Source organism: Methylobacter svalbardensis, assembly GCF_037671525.1.
Taxonomy (GTDB): domain Bacteria; phylum Pseudomonadota; class Gammaproteobacteria; order Methylococcales; family Methylomonadaceae; genus Methylobacter_A; species Methylobacter_A svalbardensis.
In genome coordinates, this window is record NZ_JAWPOH010000001.1 from 124,577 (window position 1) to 141,015 (window position 16,439).

The 16,439-nt window shown below is 48.2% G+C and carries 12 protein-coding genes and 1 pseudogene; 4 read left to right on the top strand and 9 right to left on the bottom strand.

The window, feature by feature from the left end:
* Positions 1–2 precede the first annotated feature (2 nt).
* Positions 3–977 (top strand): Rossmann-like domain-containing protein, encoded by a 975-nt coding sequence (locus tag RW114_RS00685; RefSeq protein WP_340120795.1) that lies wholly within the window; start codon positions 3–5, stop codon positions 975–977.
* Positions 978–986: 9 nt separating this feature from the next.
* On the opposite strand, the pseudogene RW114_RS00690 reads toward RW114_RS00685, so the two are convergent.
* A pseudogene (locus RW114_RS00690) lies at positions 987–1,280 on the bottom strand (Y-family DNA polymerase); the annotation flags it as partial.
* A 159-nt stretch (positions 1,281–1,439) separates the two neighbouring features.
* Here RW114_RS00690 and RW114_RS00695 point away from each other — a divergent pair.
* The 3 genes from RW114_RS00695 to tnpC are packed head-to-tail and all read left to right on the top strand — an operon-like array spanning position 1,440 to position 7,641.
* Positions 1,440–2,441 (top strand): tyrosine-type recombinase/integrase, encoded by a 1,002-nt coding sequence (locus RW114_RS00695; RefSeq protein WP_340120796.1) that lies wholly within the window; start codon positions 1,440–1,442, stop codon positions 2,439–2,441.
* Positions 2,438–4,726, top strand: coding sequence for a tyrosine-type recombinase/integrase (locus RW114_RS00700; RefSeq protein WP_340120797.1), 2,289 nt, complete (start codon positions 2,438–2,440; stop codon positions 4,724–4,726). Before RW114_RS00695 ends, RW114_RS00700 begins: the two co-directional genes overlap by 4 nt.
* Positions 4,727–4,782: 56 nt before the next feature.
* Positions 4,783–7,641, top strand: coding sequence for an IS66 family transposase (gene tnpC, locus RW114_RS00705; RefSeq protein ID WP_340120798.1), 2,859 nt, complete (start codon positions 4,783–4,785; stop codon positions 7,639–7,641).
* Positions 7,642–7,712: 71 nt separating this feature from the next.
* Here the strand turns inward: tnpC and RW114_RS00710 are convergent, their stop codons facing one another.
* The 8 genes from RW114_RS00710 to hsdR all read right to left on the bottom strand — a co-directional run bounded on the left by RW114_RS00710 (position 7,713) and on the right by hsdR (position 16,339).
* Positions 7,713–8,996 (bottom strand): Y-family DNA polymerase, encoded by a 1,284-nt coding sequence (locus tag RW114_RS00710; RefSeq protein ID WP_340120799.1) that lies wholly within the window; start codon positions 8,994–8,996, stop codon positions 7,713–7,715.
* A 4-nt stretch (positions 8,997–9,000) separates the two neighbouring features.
* A complete protein-coding gene (locus RW114_RS21160) occupies positions 9,001–9,291 on the bottom strand; it encodes a Y-family DNA polymerase (protein WP_479687014.1) in 291 nt (96 codons plus the stop codon).
* Positions 9,291–9,686, bottom strand: coding sequence for a LexA family protein (locus RW114_RS00720; protein ID WP_422614771.1), 396 nt, complete (start codon positions 9,684–9,686; stop codon positions 9,291–9,293). Before RW114_RS00720 ends, RW114_RS21160 begins: the two co-directional genes overlap by 1 nt.
* A gap of 258 nt (positions 9,687–9,944) precedes the next feature.
* A complete protein-coding gene (locus tag RW114_RS00725) occupies positions 9,945–11,306 on the bottom strand; it encodes a restriction endonuclease subunit S (RefSeq protein WP_340120829.1) in 1,362 nt (453 codons plus the stop codon).
* A 21-nt stretch (positions 11,307–11,327) separates the two neighbouring features.
* Complete coding sequence (locus RW114_RS00730; RefSeq protein ID WP_340120801.1) at positions 11,328–11,648, bottom strand: hypothetical protein; 321 nt, start codon at positions 11,646–11,648, stop codon at positions 11,328–11,330.
* Positions 11,563–12,339 carry an endonuclease domain-containing protein gene (locus RW114_RS00735; RefSeq protein WP_340120802.1) on the bottom strand — a complete coding sequence of 259 codons (777 nt, stop codon included), beginning with the start codon at positions 12,337–12,339 and terminating at the stop codon, positions 11,563–11,565. Before RW114_RS00735 ends, RW114_RS00730 begins: the two co-directional genes overlap by 86 nt.
* 100 nt (positions 12,340–12,439) lie before the next feature.
* On the bottom strand, positions 12,440–13,909 hold the full coding sequence (locus tag RW114_RS00740) for a type I restriction-modification system subunit M (RefSeq protein ID WP_340120803.1): 1,470 nt from the start codon (positions 13,907–13,909) through the stop codon (positions 12,440–12,442).
* Positions 13,910–13,984: 75 nt separating this feature from the next.
* The gene (gene hsdR, locus RW114_RS00745; RefSeq protein ID WP_340120804.1) at positions 13,985–16,339 is read right to left on the bottom strand and encodes an EcoAI/FtnUII family type I restriction enzme subunit R; all 2,355 of its coding nucleotides are present in this window, start codon (positions 16,337–16,339) and stop codon (positions 13,985–13,987) included.
* Positions 16,340–16,439: the final 100 nt, after the last annotated feature.

The window sequence follows — 16,439 nt, forward strand, 5'->3', positions numbered from 1 at the left end:
ACATGGAAAATCCGGCGCGAATTTATCAGTTGCTGCTGGATTATGCCGGCAGCGATACGCAAGTCACCGAATTAAGTATCGGTCCGGTTTGGACGATTTGTAAGGCGCAGCACATGGGCCTGGCGATGAGCCCCGGCATTCCGACCCGCACCCTGTCGTGGCCGGGCACCTTAGCCGGTAAAACATTGGCCGAACTGGCGGGATGGATTACCGATTGGGAGCCTTACAAGGCGACGGTTGCGATGGCGGCGATTAATTGCAGCTTGAACCGCTATGAACTGCCGTCAGGAATAACCCTGCTGCCTGCGCCCGGCAGCGCCAATCTGGCGGTTTTCGATCATTTCCTGCCCCGGCTGCAAGGCAAAAAAGTCGTGGTTGTCGGCCGTTATCCGGGCATTGAACGCTATGCCGAGCAAATCAACCTCAGCATCATCGAGCGGCAGCCCATGCAGGGCGATTACCCCGATCCCGCCTGCGAATTTTTATTGCCCGATGCCGACTGGGTATTTTTAACGGCCAGTTCCATTACCAATAAAACCTTCCCGCGCCTGGCCGAGCTTGCTCAACACGCCACCACCGTATTGATGGGGCCGACCGTGCCGTGGCTGCCCGAACTGCACGAATTCGCTATCGATTATCTGGCAGGAATTGAAGTGATCGATCCGGTAAAACTGTATCGAACTGCGGCGGAAGGCGGCGGTGTGCGTATTTTTGACGACGCGGTGCGTTACCGGATTGTCGATCTAACGCCCGGTAACAGCATGATGTGGCTGAAGAGCCAGATAGCTCAGGACTATACCGACAGGCAGCGTCTAAACCTGGCGATGGAACAATGGTACAGCACCGGCAACAAAGGACGGTTTCCTGAATTTAACCGGCTCAATCAGATAACGACCAAGCTTTCGCGTATGGATAGCAGTTATAAGCGGCTGTGGGATGTCCATAGCAACACGACTCCAAATCAAATACCGACTTGATTGACCGGTTCCCATGCCCACGCAGACCGGAATACCGGTTGCCCGGACAACAGCCTTTCTGATTCGATGACCGTAAGCAATCGGGTCTCTATGACACACGCCGGTTAAATCCAGAAACGCCTCGTCGATAGAATACACTTCAAGACTTGGAGCGAACTCTTCCAGCGTAGACATGACGCGCGCCGACATATCGGCATAAAGCGAGTAATTCGATGAAAAAAGCTGTATCTGGTGTTGGTTAACCAGTTGCTGAATCTGGAAAAGAGGAACACCCATTTTGATGCCTAAATCTTTAACTTCACTGTTATGTGGAATTAATTCAGCTATAGATTTTCAGAAATTAAATTTCCAACGTTTCCCGTAAAAAAATTATTTAAACTATTGCTGTTTCCGTACAGTCTCTGGAAATTATTTATCTGAAAGTGTATATATTGCATTTTTGCCCTGTCAATGAGGGGAAAAATGCAAGTAAACTCCGAACATATAGACAAATGGCTTGCGTTACAGTCTGACTTGGGACGTGCTGCCAATACAGTTGCCGCCTATTCCTATGCACTTCGCGACTATCAGAAATTTTGCAGTGCCCTGAATACTTGCGTTAACACGGCTTCGCGAGAACACGTTGCCCAATACGTCCGCAATTTGCTGGATCGTTGTGTCGTAAAAATGGACAGTGATGGTTCACGTCAGGGGGTATTTGCAAACGCCACAGTCCGACAACGCATAACGGTCGTCCGTCTTTTCTACGATTACCTTGTTGAAGAAGGGCTGCGCACGACAAACCCTGTTGGACGAGGCAGTCGACTCGGTGGTCGTTACCGTCGCGATGTAAGGGCGGTTGTTCCCATCCAGCATAAAATGCCTTGGATTCCCAATGAAGAAGAATGGCAAAAGTTACTTAGCGAAGCTTGCGCAATGTCCTTGCGCAACCGGCTTATGCTCGCTCTTGCCTATGATGCCGGGCTCAGGCGGGAGGAATTATGCCTGTTGCATACTGAGGACATTGATCCTTCATTCCGTCTTTTGCATATCCGTGCAGAGACGACGAAAGGAAATCGTGATCGTATCGTCCCCTATTCGGCGTGTACGGGGCAGCTGCTTCGTGATTATCTGGTATTCAGGCGGCAATTAACCAACGCACGTGGTGCCTTGTTTATCTCCGAGTCATCACGTAATTTCGGCATTCCCATTACCATTTGGACATGGTCCAAGGTTATTAGGGCGCTTGGTAACGCTGCATGTCTGCCCAAATTTTCAACGCACACGTTACGCCATCTATGCCTCACCGACCTGGCTCGATCGGGTTGGGAATTGCACGAGATCGCCACATTTGCCGGACACCGTAATACGTCGACAACCTTAATTTACATTCATCTATCTGGGCGAGAATTGGCCGCTAAACTGGCATCTGCTTCATCAATTCATGGTTCACGGATGGAAGCTATAAAGGGGGCATTTCAATGAAGGCTAAGGCAAACGCTTCCCTTGCCAGAGTGGATTGGGCTTGGAAAGACGAAAGACCAGGCAATGATTGTACAGAATCACTGAGTGCTGACGAACGATTTCATCTGGCAGCGTTGGTCCTCCGTTTTCAATCAGGTCAAAAGGGATGGCATAGTGGAGCTGCATCCGCGCTCTCTCGTCTAACCCTTCCTTTATATAAAACTCTCGATTATCTTGGTGCAACAACGACAGAGAAACGAAATAGTACCGTGCGGAATACAGCAGTATGCCTGATTATTCGCGCTATGAACCATTGGCAAATTGCTTATTGGGGCTTTACTTCGCAACAGTGGCACGAACTGATTGGCAATGATTACTACGCCTATATTGCTCGACACGGATGCACTGCAAATGCTCGCCATCAAATTATCGCGTTGGCTTATTTGCTTTGTGATTTTGATGACCTTTGGTCTATCGGTCGCCTTTCATGGCATAGCATTGCAGCAAAGATTTTCGGACAGAATGCATTTCTGGCTAGCTATCAATCTATCATGGCAGAACTACTTGCTTGCGGCTATACGGAAACCGGAAACGCTGCTGCGGTCAGATGCGCCGTTGCAGGTGTATTTTTGAAGGAGCGCAGTTGCAATCTTTATCAGATTCGACGGGAAACCTTGTTAGCATTACACAAAAACGCAACTGCTAAAATTACACGAAAAGGTCTGGTTTTGTTGTCTGAGGTTCTTTGCAGAGCGGGCATTATATCTCGACCGATCAGCCGAGTTCACACTATAGCCACTCAGGAAATCAAATATAAGACCGTGATTGTAGGTGTGTCACCTGCTTGGGCAGAAATGGCGGAACGTTGGTTCAATACGTCACCGCTTCAGCGTACCACGAGAGTGGCTATTCTGTATGGCGTTCTGCGTGCGGGAAGATGGTTTGCCAGTATTAGCCCTGAAGCGGCACGCCCTGAAGACTGGAAGCGACAAACCTGCATTGATTATACAAGTCACATACTCCGCTGGTGTGTCGGAGATTATTCGACACCCCGTGCTTCTGTAGCATCGCTCATCGGGAAACCCCTGAGTGCCAAGACCCGCGAGGGACTGCTAAAAAGTCTAAGAACGTTTTTCAACGACGTACAAGAATGGGAATGGTTGCCACGTTGTTTTGATGCATCACGTGTTTTAGCCACCCCAATCTCGGTAAGGAAGTTGATTGGTCCTGACCCTCGAATTATAAGTGACGACATTTGGGCCAAGTTACTATGGGCAGGACTCAATATTAGCGAAGAGGATCTGCGGAAAAAAAATAAAATTGAAGCGCTCGCGAACGTTTCGGCCTACCCATTGGAGATGGTGAAAGCTCTGGCTGTGGTATGGCTGTTCAGCGGACTGCGTAATGACGAAATTCGGCGGTTGCGAATCGGCTGCATTCGTTGGGAAGCATCTATCCAGACAGCGCCTGAAAAGTCCAGCCAGAAAGTTTGTCTGCTGGATGTGCCTGTCAACAAGACCAATGTCGCATTCACTAAACCGGTAGATGCCGTTCTTGGGATGGCTGTGGAAGCATGGGAGCAAGTGCAGTCTCCCCAACCAAGTTTTGTCGATATGAAGACCGGCGAATTAGTACAACTGCTTTTTGCTTATCGAGGTCGGAGCCTCGGGATCAGTTTCATTAATGGCTCGCTGATCCCGATGCTGTGTGAAAAGGCAGGTATACCCCAGTCAGATGCTCGCGGAAAAATTACGAGTCACCGTGCACGAGCAACCATTGCTTCACAATTGTATAACGCGAAAGAGCCATTCACTTTATTTGAGCTACAGGAGTGGTTGGGGCATAGTTCGCCAGAATCAACCAGGCACTACGCCAAAATAACACCGACCCGGCTTGCAAAGTCATTCGCTGATGCTGGCTACTTTGTCCGCAATTTGCGGACAATAGAGGTGTTGATAGATCGCGATGTCATTCAGGGCAGCCTTGTCGGCTCTATACCGTGGAAATATTATGACTTAGGTCATGGCCTGTGTTCGTATGATTTTTTCGACCAGTGCCCACACCGGATGGCTTGTGCGCGTTGTGACTTCTACATTCCCAAAGCTTCGACAAAAGCCCAATTGGTCGAGGGCAAAAAACATCTTTTGCGGATGACGCAGACTATTGCCCTGACAGATGAAGAGCGTGCGGCTATTGATGGCGATATTGCATCGTATGACCTTTTGCTAAAGCAACTCGCACAAGTTCCCACGCCGGATTCTGGATGTGGCACCAAAGAAATCCCGAATAAAAAAGTCTGGCTTTAAGGCAAACCTGCATAAGACTACTTAAGCTCAACCACTACTTAGGTGATACATGGAGAATGAAACTGATGACAATTACACCTAATATATTTAGAGCCTATCTCAATTGTCCGATGAAATGCTGGCTCCTGGCTGCTGGTGAAAATCCCACCGGCAATATTTACGCAGAATGGATACAGGCCCAAACAAACTCCTATCGTGTGGCGGCAGCTAATCGACTACTCACTCAAATGCCTTCCAGCGAACGTATTCAGTCACCTTACAGCAGTCAAAGTAGTGAAAACCATCCTTCTACACAAGATCTGAAATCCGCAAATTGGCGATTAGCATTTGACCTTCTTTGTATAGCTGGTGAAAATCAGCTGGGTCATATTAGTCGCTACATAGCGACTTATCCTTCGTCTGAACCAACCAAACAAGAGGCGCGGGTAATCGAATCTCGTCTTGACGCGGTTGAGCACATTCCATCAGAAGGACGAGGCAGGCCATCGAAGTTCATCCCCATTCGATTTGTCTTCCAAAACAAGTTCGATAATGACGAACGGATGCTGCTAGCGTTTGATGCCCTAACGCTGTCTGGAGTGCTTGGTCGCCCCATTGGCTTCGGCAAAATAATTCACGGTGACAAACACGCCACGATAAAGGTGAAAACCTCAGGTATGGACAGCCAGCTTCGGAACCACATTATGAATCTCACAGCGTTGCTTTCCAGTCCTTCGCCACCAGATTTATCGCTAAACCGCCACTGTACAGAGTGTGAGTTCCAAACTTACTGTCGTAGAATAGCAACCGAAAAGGATGATCTCAGCCTGTTGTCGAATATGAGCGAGAAGGAACGCCAAAAGCACCGAGCCAAAGGCATCTTCACTGTTACTCAAATTTCATACACATTCAGACCTCGCCGCCGTGCCAGGAAAGAAAACGATAAGCGTGAAAAGTATCATTATTCCTTGAAAGCACTTGCGATTCGTCAAAACAAAATTCATATTACTGGCAACCCTGAATTGAAGATCGAAGGAATTCCAGTCTATTTGGATGTGGAGGGTCTGCCAGACAGTGATTTTTACTATCTCATTGGCATGCGTATTGGCTGCGGTCAATCAGCCATCCAGCACAGCTTATGGGCCAACGAAATTAATGACGAGCAACGGATTTGGAATGATTTTCTGGTTATCCTAGCGAGTGTCAAAAATCCAGTTCTCATTCATTACGGTAGCTATGAAACAACATTCATAACTCGGATGCATGCAAGATATAGTGGTTTTACAGAAAATTCTGTAATTGCATCGGTACTTCAGCAGGCAATAAATCTAGTCTCGATCATTTTTGCACAATTTTACTTCCCGTGCTATTCCAATGGTCTCAAGGATATTACGAGAAGCCTTGGTGGCACATGGTCAGAAAAGGCTGCGTCGGGTTTGGCTTCAATTGTTTGGCGACACCAATGGGAACGGGCTCGCTCAGGTAACATCATGCAGAAGCTGATTACCTACAATGCCGAGGACTGTGCAGCTTTAGAGCTGGTTACTGATACCATTCGTGTATTGTGTAGGATGAAGGCTAACCCATCGACGACAGGCGGACCTAATTTTGTTGATGTTGATTCTCTTAGGCGGGAAAAAATATATCCGTTGGGAAGGAATGAGTTCGTAAATCCTGCTCTTGAGCAGATAAATAAGGCCGCTTATTGGGATTATCAGCGCAACCGCATTTTTCTCAGAACAGACCAGCGAGTGAAAGCGGCAGTTCAGAAATTAACCAAAAAACAACGAAAATCTGTTGGAATTAATCAAACTATTGAATTAGTTGATCGTCCGTTATGCTGTCCTAAATGTGGAAACGAGAAATTTGAACGCCATCGATGGAGTACAAAGATCGTTGAAGACTTAAAGTTTAGCAAATCAGGTGTAAAAAGATGGATTATACAATATAGATTTCTAGGCTATATGTGCTGTTCTTGCCGCTCATCTCTTTCTGTGCCAGACAGGCCGTGGATGAAAAGTAAGTATGGCGAAAATCTGAGATCATATATCATTTTTCATCTAATCGAATTGAGAGTTTCACAAAGGGCAGTTAATCGTAGTTTAAATCAATTGTTCGGCATGGACCTACCGCATGGGGTTGTAGAGGGGCAAAAGTTACTTGCTAGTAAAGTTTATGTGGAAACTTATGAAAGAATCATAAGCCATATAGTCTCTGGAGAGTTGATACATGCAGATGAAACCAAGATCAGTATTGATCGATGCGATGCCTTTGTTTGGGTATTCGCAAACCACGATGCTGTTGCTTATGTATACACTGACTCACGCGATGGAGCGATGATCCAAGAGCTTCTGCGGGAATTTAAGGGCGTTCTGGTATCGGATTTCTACGCGGTGTATGACTCGATTGATTGTCCTCAGCAGAAATGTCTGATTCATCTCATTCGTGATATGAATGAAGATGCACTCAAACAACCATTTAATGACGAACTGATAAGTATAATTAGAGAATTCTCCGAGCTACTCAAGTTGATAGTAGAAACGATTGATCGCTTCGGACTAAAGAAGCGATTTCTCAGAAAACACAAAAAACATGTAGCCCGCTTTAAACGTTCGATCTCAGCACAAAGATACAAGACCGAAGTAGCAATAAAATATCAAAAGCGATTCGATAAAAATACCAATAAGTTATTTACATTTCTAGACTACGACAACGTGCCCTGGAATAATAACAATGCTGAGCATGCGATAAAGCCGTTTGCCATGCTCCGCAATGTTATCGGTGGTGCGAGTAGTCCAAAAGGAATTCGTGAGTATTTGGTTCTACTGAGCGTCGAAGAGACATGTAAATATAGAGGAATCGACTTTCTGGACTTCTTGCGATCTGGAGAGCTGGACATTGATCGATTTAAAGCGGGGGCATTCGTAACGCATTAAGGTAAGTTCCAGTCGTGGCCTACGCTAAGTATATGGATCAAGTCCCCATGTGTTATCGAATGCTGAAGCCGCTACTCACATTTGACGCTTGCCAATTCATTCCAATCTGTCGTGTAACGCTTGGATATTCGTTCTGGCTTAAACTGCCAGGTTTTTTTGTTAAGGCCTGTGGCAGCTAGGGATACGGCATTGGGAAACCGATGGTTGATCTTGTCCAGGGTTGCCATCAATTGCAGCTGGTCGATGCGCTGATTGTCAGCAAACAAGTCTGCCTGTACTTGCATGGATTGAGGCCGAATATCGCTTAATTGGATTCCGCACTTCTGGTAGCGGTAATTCGGTTTATAAATGCTTCGCACTACTTGTTTGGCAGCACTTATTAGTATGCGCGTGTCTTGGGTGCCTGTTGCCAGCTTCAATGTTGCTGAACGCTGGTATTGTGGTTCTTGTGGGTTAAACGGATTGGTTTGGATGAAAACAGTGATGCAGCTTGTCACCGACTTTTGCATTCTGAGCTTTTCGGCTGCTCGGCTGCAAAACCCGGCCAAAGCTTGAGATAATTCCTCAATGCTGGTTAATGGCCGCTTAAAACTGCTGGAACAGATAATCTGTTGTTTGTCAGGCGCTATTTCTTCCAGTTCTAAGCAAGGAATGCCGTTCAGCTCCATGATAGTTCTGGCCATGACGACACTGAATTTATCACGCATCTGCTGGACGGGTTGTTGCGCCAAATCCCAAGCGGTATGGATGCCCAGTTGTGCTAGTTGCTGGGACAGCCTGGAACCTATCCCCCAAACTTCACGCACAGAAACACTGCGCATTAACCGCTCTCGGCGTTGAGGACAGGATAAATCCAAGACGCCCCCGGTTTTGTCCCATTTTTTGGCAGCGTAGTTGGCCAGTTTCGCCAAAGTCTTGGTCGGTGCTATCCCTACGCAAACCGGAATGCCGGTGTCACGCAGAATAGTGTGTTTGATGCGGATGCCGTAGCTTAACGGGTCTTGTTGACAAATCCCGGTCAAATCCAAAAATGCCTCATCGATCGAGTAAATTTCGGTATGGGGTGAGAATGTTTCCAACAACGACATGATCCTGGATGATATATCGCCATATAACGGGAAATTTGCGGAAAACAAATGGATGCGGTGCTTTTTTACCAGGTGCGCCACTTTAAATACTGGGATTGCCATGGGTATCAGCAGGGATTTAACTTCTTTGCTCCGCGAAATCAAGCATCCATCCAGATTACTGAGTACAGCAACGGGTTTGTCCCATAAATCCGGGCGAAACAGGCGTTCACAGCTCACATAAAAGTTATTGCAGTCTACGAGGGCGATAAGGGGTTGTAGCGACATTGGATTAAAGTATGTGAATAACGTTCTTGACGATGCCCCAGGCCACCATCTCAAGGCCGCTCAAGAGAAACCGGACTAAAACCCCAAAAATGTCTTGGGGTTTAAAAATCATTTTGATAGTTTGTGTGCATTTGATAGGCAATTTAAATTCCACATAATCCTTGCTTCTGGCAACGACGCAACCGTCATTATTACTGAGCACCAGCACCGGTTTGCCAATCAGATCAGGCCGGAACACACGCTCACAGGACACGTAAAAATTGTTACAATCGACTAAGGCTAAAAGCGGTTGCATTACACGGAATGAATCACGTTGGTGACCACACCCCAGATCACCATCTCAAGCTCTTCGTGGATGACAATATCGGGATAGGCTGGATTCTCTGCCTTGAGTTGCCATTGTTCGTTATCGCGCTCCAGGCGCTTGACCGTCAGTTCACCATTTAATGCACAAATGACGATCTTTCCAGACACGGGTTCAATTGAACGATCCACGACCAGAATATCGTTGGGATGAATGCCAGCGCCGAGCATGGATTCACCTTGAGCACGAACAAAGAATGTAGCCGCAGGCTTTTGTACCAACAGCTCGTTCAAATCCAGATTCTTCTCGACATAATCATCGGCAGGCGATGGGAATCCGGCTGCAACTTTACCGTTGAATAAGGGCAAGGCAAGACTAGGCGGCATAAACGCAGGCAGTTGGTAATCAAAATTGGCCCGATTCAACGAGGCCACCTGTAACCAATGGTGAAAGGATTTATCAGATAACATGCGCGATGGTTTTGTAAGTCAAAGTTGAATGATGCAGAACAAATCTTAAACTGAATTGTTCTTTATTTGTTCTTATCATACTGCAAAGACATTGCTTGTCCCCCATGGTTTTTTGGGAAGCCCATCCTATGAACCGGCTTTTCTAAAGCGGCACAAGGCTATTCAATTCGTTCATTACGATAGCGCCTGCTCGACCATTACATCCGCCAGTTTTTGCTGTAACTGCTTGGCTTTAGTGATGCGGGCTTTCAGTTGGTCGCAGATCGCCATCAGTTCATCGATTTTGGCGACGATGCGATGTTGTTCGGCCTCTGGTGGACACTCCACTATAAACGTCCAAAGTTTTTTAGAAATAAGTTTACATGTTCCATGGCTTGACCTATCCACGAGAGCAACGAACGAGTTTTTCATCGCTCGCATATAAAGAAGCATGTATTCTTTAATTTCTCCTGGCACAACTAGCGCCTTCATATCTTGGTTTATTGTGACTTCGCTAGTCGTCAAGGCGACAGGAAATGAATGCGCGAGGATCATACCGCGAACAACCATAAGAAGACTTCCCGCCGGAATTAGTTTGAGGGTTGTTTCACATATTGCACCTTCACTAACATTGTCTTCAGCATCATTAATGTACAAACGTTTCATGTCTTTCGGTGAAATCCAAGGGATGTTTCCTACCCAATATTCGGGCTTAGCTTTGCTTGGAGTTGCGCCACCGTAAATATCACCTAATGCGCCAAGTGAAACCTTTGACCATCCAGCGACAAATGATGCTGTGCTAGAAATGTCGTAGCGCTTGAGCAATTCGCTGGCCGGTTCGTCGTTCGGGTCTTGCGGTACCAGCTTGCCCATCACCGCCAGTTGCAGCAGGGTTTGCTTGAGGGCGTCGATGCTGGCTTCGGTGGTGAACAGGATGTCGAAATGCGCGGCGATGCGCTGCCAATCTAAATCCCCCCCAGCCCCCCTTTTGCAAAGGGGGGAGACTGTATTTGGTGATTGCGTGAGTGTGCCGAGCAGGTGGCTCACGAGTTTTTCGTGGGCTTCGGCGGCGGCGTTGTGCTGGGTTTCCAGTTGGTCGCACAGCGCCATCAGCTCATCGACTTTGGCGACGATGCGGTGTTGTTCTTCTATGGGGGGAATAGGAATACATATTTCTTCCCAATTACCCTTATTCAAAATCGCAATGGTTGTGCTGGAAGATCTTGACCATGCTTCCGTATAAAAATAAACCGACCGGCAGATCGAAAGAAGATAGTGCGAATCAAATAGGTATGGGGTTACGGAATTTATTTGTTGATTAAACGAGCAATTCCTCTCAATCAGATTACATTTCCCAATTGTTCCTATACAAACCATCAATATAGAACCTGACGGTGCAATTCTTCCTGACTGCTTAGCACCGTAAAATGTGAGTCCCTCGTTGCTATACTCAACGTGATTAGGATAAATATCACCGGGCTTAACAAAAGGAATGTCGGAACCAAAACTCTCCGAACTGGACTTACTCGGTGTTGCGCCTGTCTGTGTATAGCCAATAAACCCAAGTCTTGCCCACTCTCAGCCTTGCGGCAATTCAAACGGTTGTTCTTCCTCAGTGATCGGTGACAGCGGCTTAGCTTTCTTGATCTTCCCCTCGGCAATCAGCTTGACTTTTTCAGCCTGTATGCGTTTTAGCAGTTCACCGGCCGGTTCGTCGTTAGCGTCTTGCGGCACCAGTTTTCCGCGCACAGCCAGTTCCAGAATCAGCTCGCGCAGTTTCTTGATGCCATAGACACTGGCGGCATTGCCAGAGCTACGCCCACGGCCTGATTTTTTTGCGGTATCGGCGGCTGTCCAGATGTCGAGGTGATCGGTGATCAAGGTTTGAATAGTATTCATACTGAATTTCCCTTTTTTGAAAATCCCCCCTGCCCCCCTTTTTCAAAGGGGGGGAGTTTATCTCTCCTGCTTTTTCAAAGGGGAGAGAGTTTATCTCTCCTGCTTTTCCAATGGCGGGTGAGTTTGTTTTCGCGGCTTTATCCAAGGGAGATGAGATTATCTCTTCTGCTTTTTCAATGGGGAGTAAGTTTATCTCCTTTCTTTCTTCGGAGTTTCTGATCTCTACTGCTTCAACGGGGGACGTGCAATTCTCAGCATCAGCTGCTGCCAATGATGATGTTGATGTTGATGTTGATGTTTTTATCCCCCCCTTTGTAAAAGGGGGGTTAGGGGGGATTTGCTTTTCAACTGTATTAAAAACAACACTCATCACTGCGTCCAATTCTGTCAATACCTGACGGTTATCAAACCGCAACACTTTTATACCCATAGACTCCAACTCTTGATCTCTTTTCACATCTCTAACCTGATGATCAGGCTCAAAATGCTGCGAACCATCAAGCTCAATAACGAGATTGGCGGCTGCGCAATAAAAATCAACGATGTAGTTAGCCAAGGGTTTTTGACGATAAAACTGCAAGCCCAATATTTGCTTGCGGCGCAATTTTGACCACAACAATTGTTCGGCGTCGGTCATATTGCTGCGCAGGTTGCGGGAAAATGGTTTTAAAATTGGATTGTAAGGTTTCATAAATTCCCCCTAGCCCCTTTTTTCAAAGAGGGGAATCTCACAAGTTGTAATGGTGAGCAGCGCAAATCTCTCCATGGCGTGGAGAGAATTAAATATTTGCTCATTGCCCCGCCTCCAGTGCCTCTGCCAATATGGTTTTAAGTTGGTTGCGTAAAGCAGCGATGTCATTTTGCATGGTGGCGTATTGGGCCAGCAGCACTTCAGGATCATGGATTTCCTGCTCGCCGACATGCGGATTTTTGCAATCGAGGTTGTAGTTGCGTGCCTTGATGTCTTCAATACTCATTTTCCAGGCGTATTGGTTTTCGACGCGCTGTTTGAAGCCGTCGGTTTCCTTACCCCACCAGGCCGCTTCGGCATCAAACTCTGCAATCTTCATCGGCTTGGTTTTGTTGTAGTTTTTTACGCCGGGCGGGTACGGGTGCTCGTAAAACCAGATGTTTTGGGTCGGCGTGCCTTTGCTGAAAAACAGCAGGTTGGTTTTGATGCCGGTGTAAGGAGCAAATACGCCATTGGGCAGGCGCACGATGGTGTGCAGGTTACAGTCTTCCAGCAGCTTTTCCTTGATGCGGGTTTTGATGCCTTCGCCGAACAGGAAACCGTCCGGCAAAACCAGTGCGCCGCGGCCTCCGGCTTTGAGCAGTTGCATGATCAGCACCAGAAACAGGTCGGCGGTTTCTCGGGTGCGGAAAGCAGCCGGAAAGTTGGTTTCTATGCCGTCTTCTTCCATGCCGCCGAACGGCGGGTTAGTGACGACCACATCGACGCGTTCTTTCGGCCCCCAGCTGATCAGCGGGCGCGCCAGCGTGTTGTCGTGGCGGATATTGCTGGGCACATCGATGCCGTGCAGGATCATGTTGGTGGTGCAGAGCAAATGCGGCATCGGCTTTTTCTCTATGCCGAAAATGCTCGCCTGCAACCGCGCTTCATCGTCTACGGTTTTTACATCCTGTTTGCGGATATGTTCTATCGAGCAGGACAGGAAGCCGCCGGTGCCGCAGGCCGGGTCCAGCACTTTTTCGGCGAGGCGCGGGTTGACCATGCGCACCATGAATTCGGTCACGGCCCGCGGCGTGTAAAATTCGCCCGCATTGCCTGCTGACTGCAAATCGCGCAGCAGTTGCTCGTACATATCGCCGAACAAATGACGCTCTTGCGCCTTGTTGAAATCGACGCCTTCCTGAATCTTGTTGATGACCTGTCTGATCAACTGGCCGGATTTCATGTAGTTGTAGGCATCCTCGAACACCGAGCGAATTACATAGGCGCGCTGGTCGCGGCCTTTGGCTTCCAGTTGCTGCAAAGCGGGGAACATATCGTTGTCGAGAAACTGTTTTAAAGCATCCCCGGTCATGCCTTCGGCATTGGCCGCCCAGTTGCGCCAGCGGTATTGCTCCGGCAACGGCGATTGGTAATTGTCCTGCAGGATCTCCCATTCGCTCTCGCGGTCATCAAAGATTTTTAAAAATAGCATCCAGACCAGCTGGCTCAAGCGTTGGGCGTCGCCATCGACACCCACGTCTTTGCGCATGATGTCCTGGATGGATTTGATCGTGGAGGAAATGCTCATTGGTTTGATTATATTGGTTTGATTATTTATCGGTAAGCGTTTATTCCCCCTTAGGAAAAGGGGGGCAGGGGGGATTTATGCGTAAAGGTTTTCTTCCAACTCATACAGCGCGGCCAGGTAGGCGGGTTTGCCGCCAAAGGCCGACACCAGTTCGCTGGCCGTGCCCATGTTTTTGAACGGGTCCAGCGTGAGGATTTTGATGTCTTCGATGTTTTCTATGCCGGTGTCGGCGTATTTTTCCAACAGGGTTTCCAGCACTTGGCGCGCCTGTTCGCCGTATTTGGCAAAGTAGTTGCGCTTTTTGACCTGGTCGGCACGCTCGCGGCGGGTTAGCGGCGGTTGGTCAAAGGCGACGTGGCAGATCAGATCAAACGCATCAAAATCTTTACCCACTTCGTCGGCCAGGGGCTCCAGTAACAAGCCATGCTCTTGTAATTCTTGCAGAATGGCGGCCTTGCGCTCGGCTTTGCTCCAACGGCGCAGGAAGTCATCCAGTGATGCATAATCCTTGCGCACCGTTTGACGGGTGTAATCCTTCAGTGATTCGGTAATCAGCTTGCCTTCCGGCCCGTAATACTGGACGCGCTCGGCAATGACATACACGGTCACATCGCCGAGTATGTATTTCATGCGTTTGGAAAATTCCCCCTCGATCCCCCCTTTTTCAAAGGGGGGAAGGTTCTCGCCGTTTTCATCATCTGGAATGATTCCGGACTCATTGTCGGGCGGCACGGGCGACTCTTCAGCTTCCGGCACATAAATCATCACGGGTTCGCCATCAAAGTCCTTATCGGCAAACAGCTCGGTTGCCTTCTTGAAATCCATGATGGTGAACCAGAATTTGTCGTAATCCTCGTTGATGCGCGTGCCGCGCCCGATGATTTGCTTAAATTCGGTCATCGACTTGATGTGCTGATCCAGGACCACCAGCTTGCAGGTTTGCGCATCGACACCGGTGGTCATCAGTTTGGAGGTGGTGGCGATGACCGGATAACGCTCTTCAGGGTTGATGAAGTTATCCAGCTCGGCTTTGCCTTCGAGTTCATCACCGGTAATGCGCATCACGTATTTACGGTTTTCCTTGACCCGCTCGGGGTTTAGGTTGACCAAGGATTGACGCATGCGCTCGGCATGATCGATGTCATCGCAGAATACGATGGTCTTGGCATAAGGATCTGTCGCTACCAGAAACTCGGTGATCTTTTTGGCAACCAGTTCGGTGCGTTTTTCCAGCGCCAGCGTGCGATCCATATCAATCTGGTTGTAAACACGGTCTTCAACCAACTGGCCTTTTTTGTCGGTCTGACCTTTACTGGGCCGCCAGCCTTGCACATCTCTGTCGATGTCGATGCGTACCACTTTATACGGTGCAAGAAAACCGTCCTCAATGCCTTGTTTAAGCGTGTAGGTATAGACCGGTCCGCCAAAGTAATAAATACTGGAAACGTCCTTGGTTTCCTTGGGCGTAGCAGTTAAGCCTACATGGGTTGCAGAAGAAAAATAGGCCAGAATCTCGCGCCATGCGGAATCTTCCGCTGCGCTGCCGCGATGGCATTCGTCGATCACAATCAGGTCGAAAAAATCCGGCGAGAACTGCTTGTAGACGTTTTGCTCTTCTTCGCTGCCGGTGACCGCCTGATACAAGGACAGGTATATTTCATAACTCTTGTCGATCTGACGCTTGCTGATCTTGGTCATCGCCGCGCCCAAGGGTTTAAAGTCGTTATTCTTGGTTTGATCGACCAGAATATTGCGATCAGCCAGAAACAGAATGCGTTTCTTGGTGCCTGATTTCCAAAGCCGCCAGATAATCTGGAATGCGGTGTAGGTTTTGCCGGTGCCGGTCGCCATAACCAGCAAGATGCGCTGCTGAGCTTTTGCGATGGCCTCCACCGTGTTGTTGATGGCAATGGCTTGGTAGTAACGCGGGGAACGGCCGGTGCCGTCATCGTAATACGGCATTTCTACCGCATGTCGAGCTTCTGGCGTTTCCAGTCTCTTCCACTGACAATATCGCTGCCAAAGTTCTGCGGGGGATGGAAAGGAGTCCAGAGACAGTTCCTGTTCAGTTTTGTCGGCCAAGCCGGTGCGATCATGCAGCAAAAAAGCATCACCATTGGAACTGAATACAAACGGCACACACAGGGTTTCGGCATAGTTTAGTGCTTGCTGCATACCTGAGCCAACGCTATGGCTGTTGGTCTTGGCCTCGATCACTGCCAGCGGGATATTGGATTTGTAATAAAGGATGTAGTCAGCGCGCTTTTGTTCACCACGGGTATGCAGCTTACCGCGCACGATGATTCGCCCTTTGGTGAAGCTCACTTCCTCACGAATCTGGATATGCAGATCCCACCCTGCGGCAGTGATGGCCGGAGTAATATACTTGGTGCAGATGTCGCGTTCGGAGAGACTTTTCTTGTCGACCATGGGCGGGAATATCCTTATTATTTTGGGAAATAGATGACGCTGATTAATAACCTAGTTTCAAGGGCTAGCATTTTAATCCCATCTTACTTTGAAATACGGG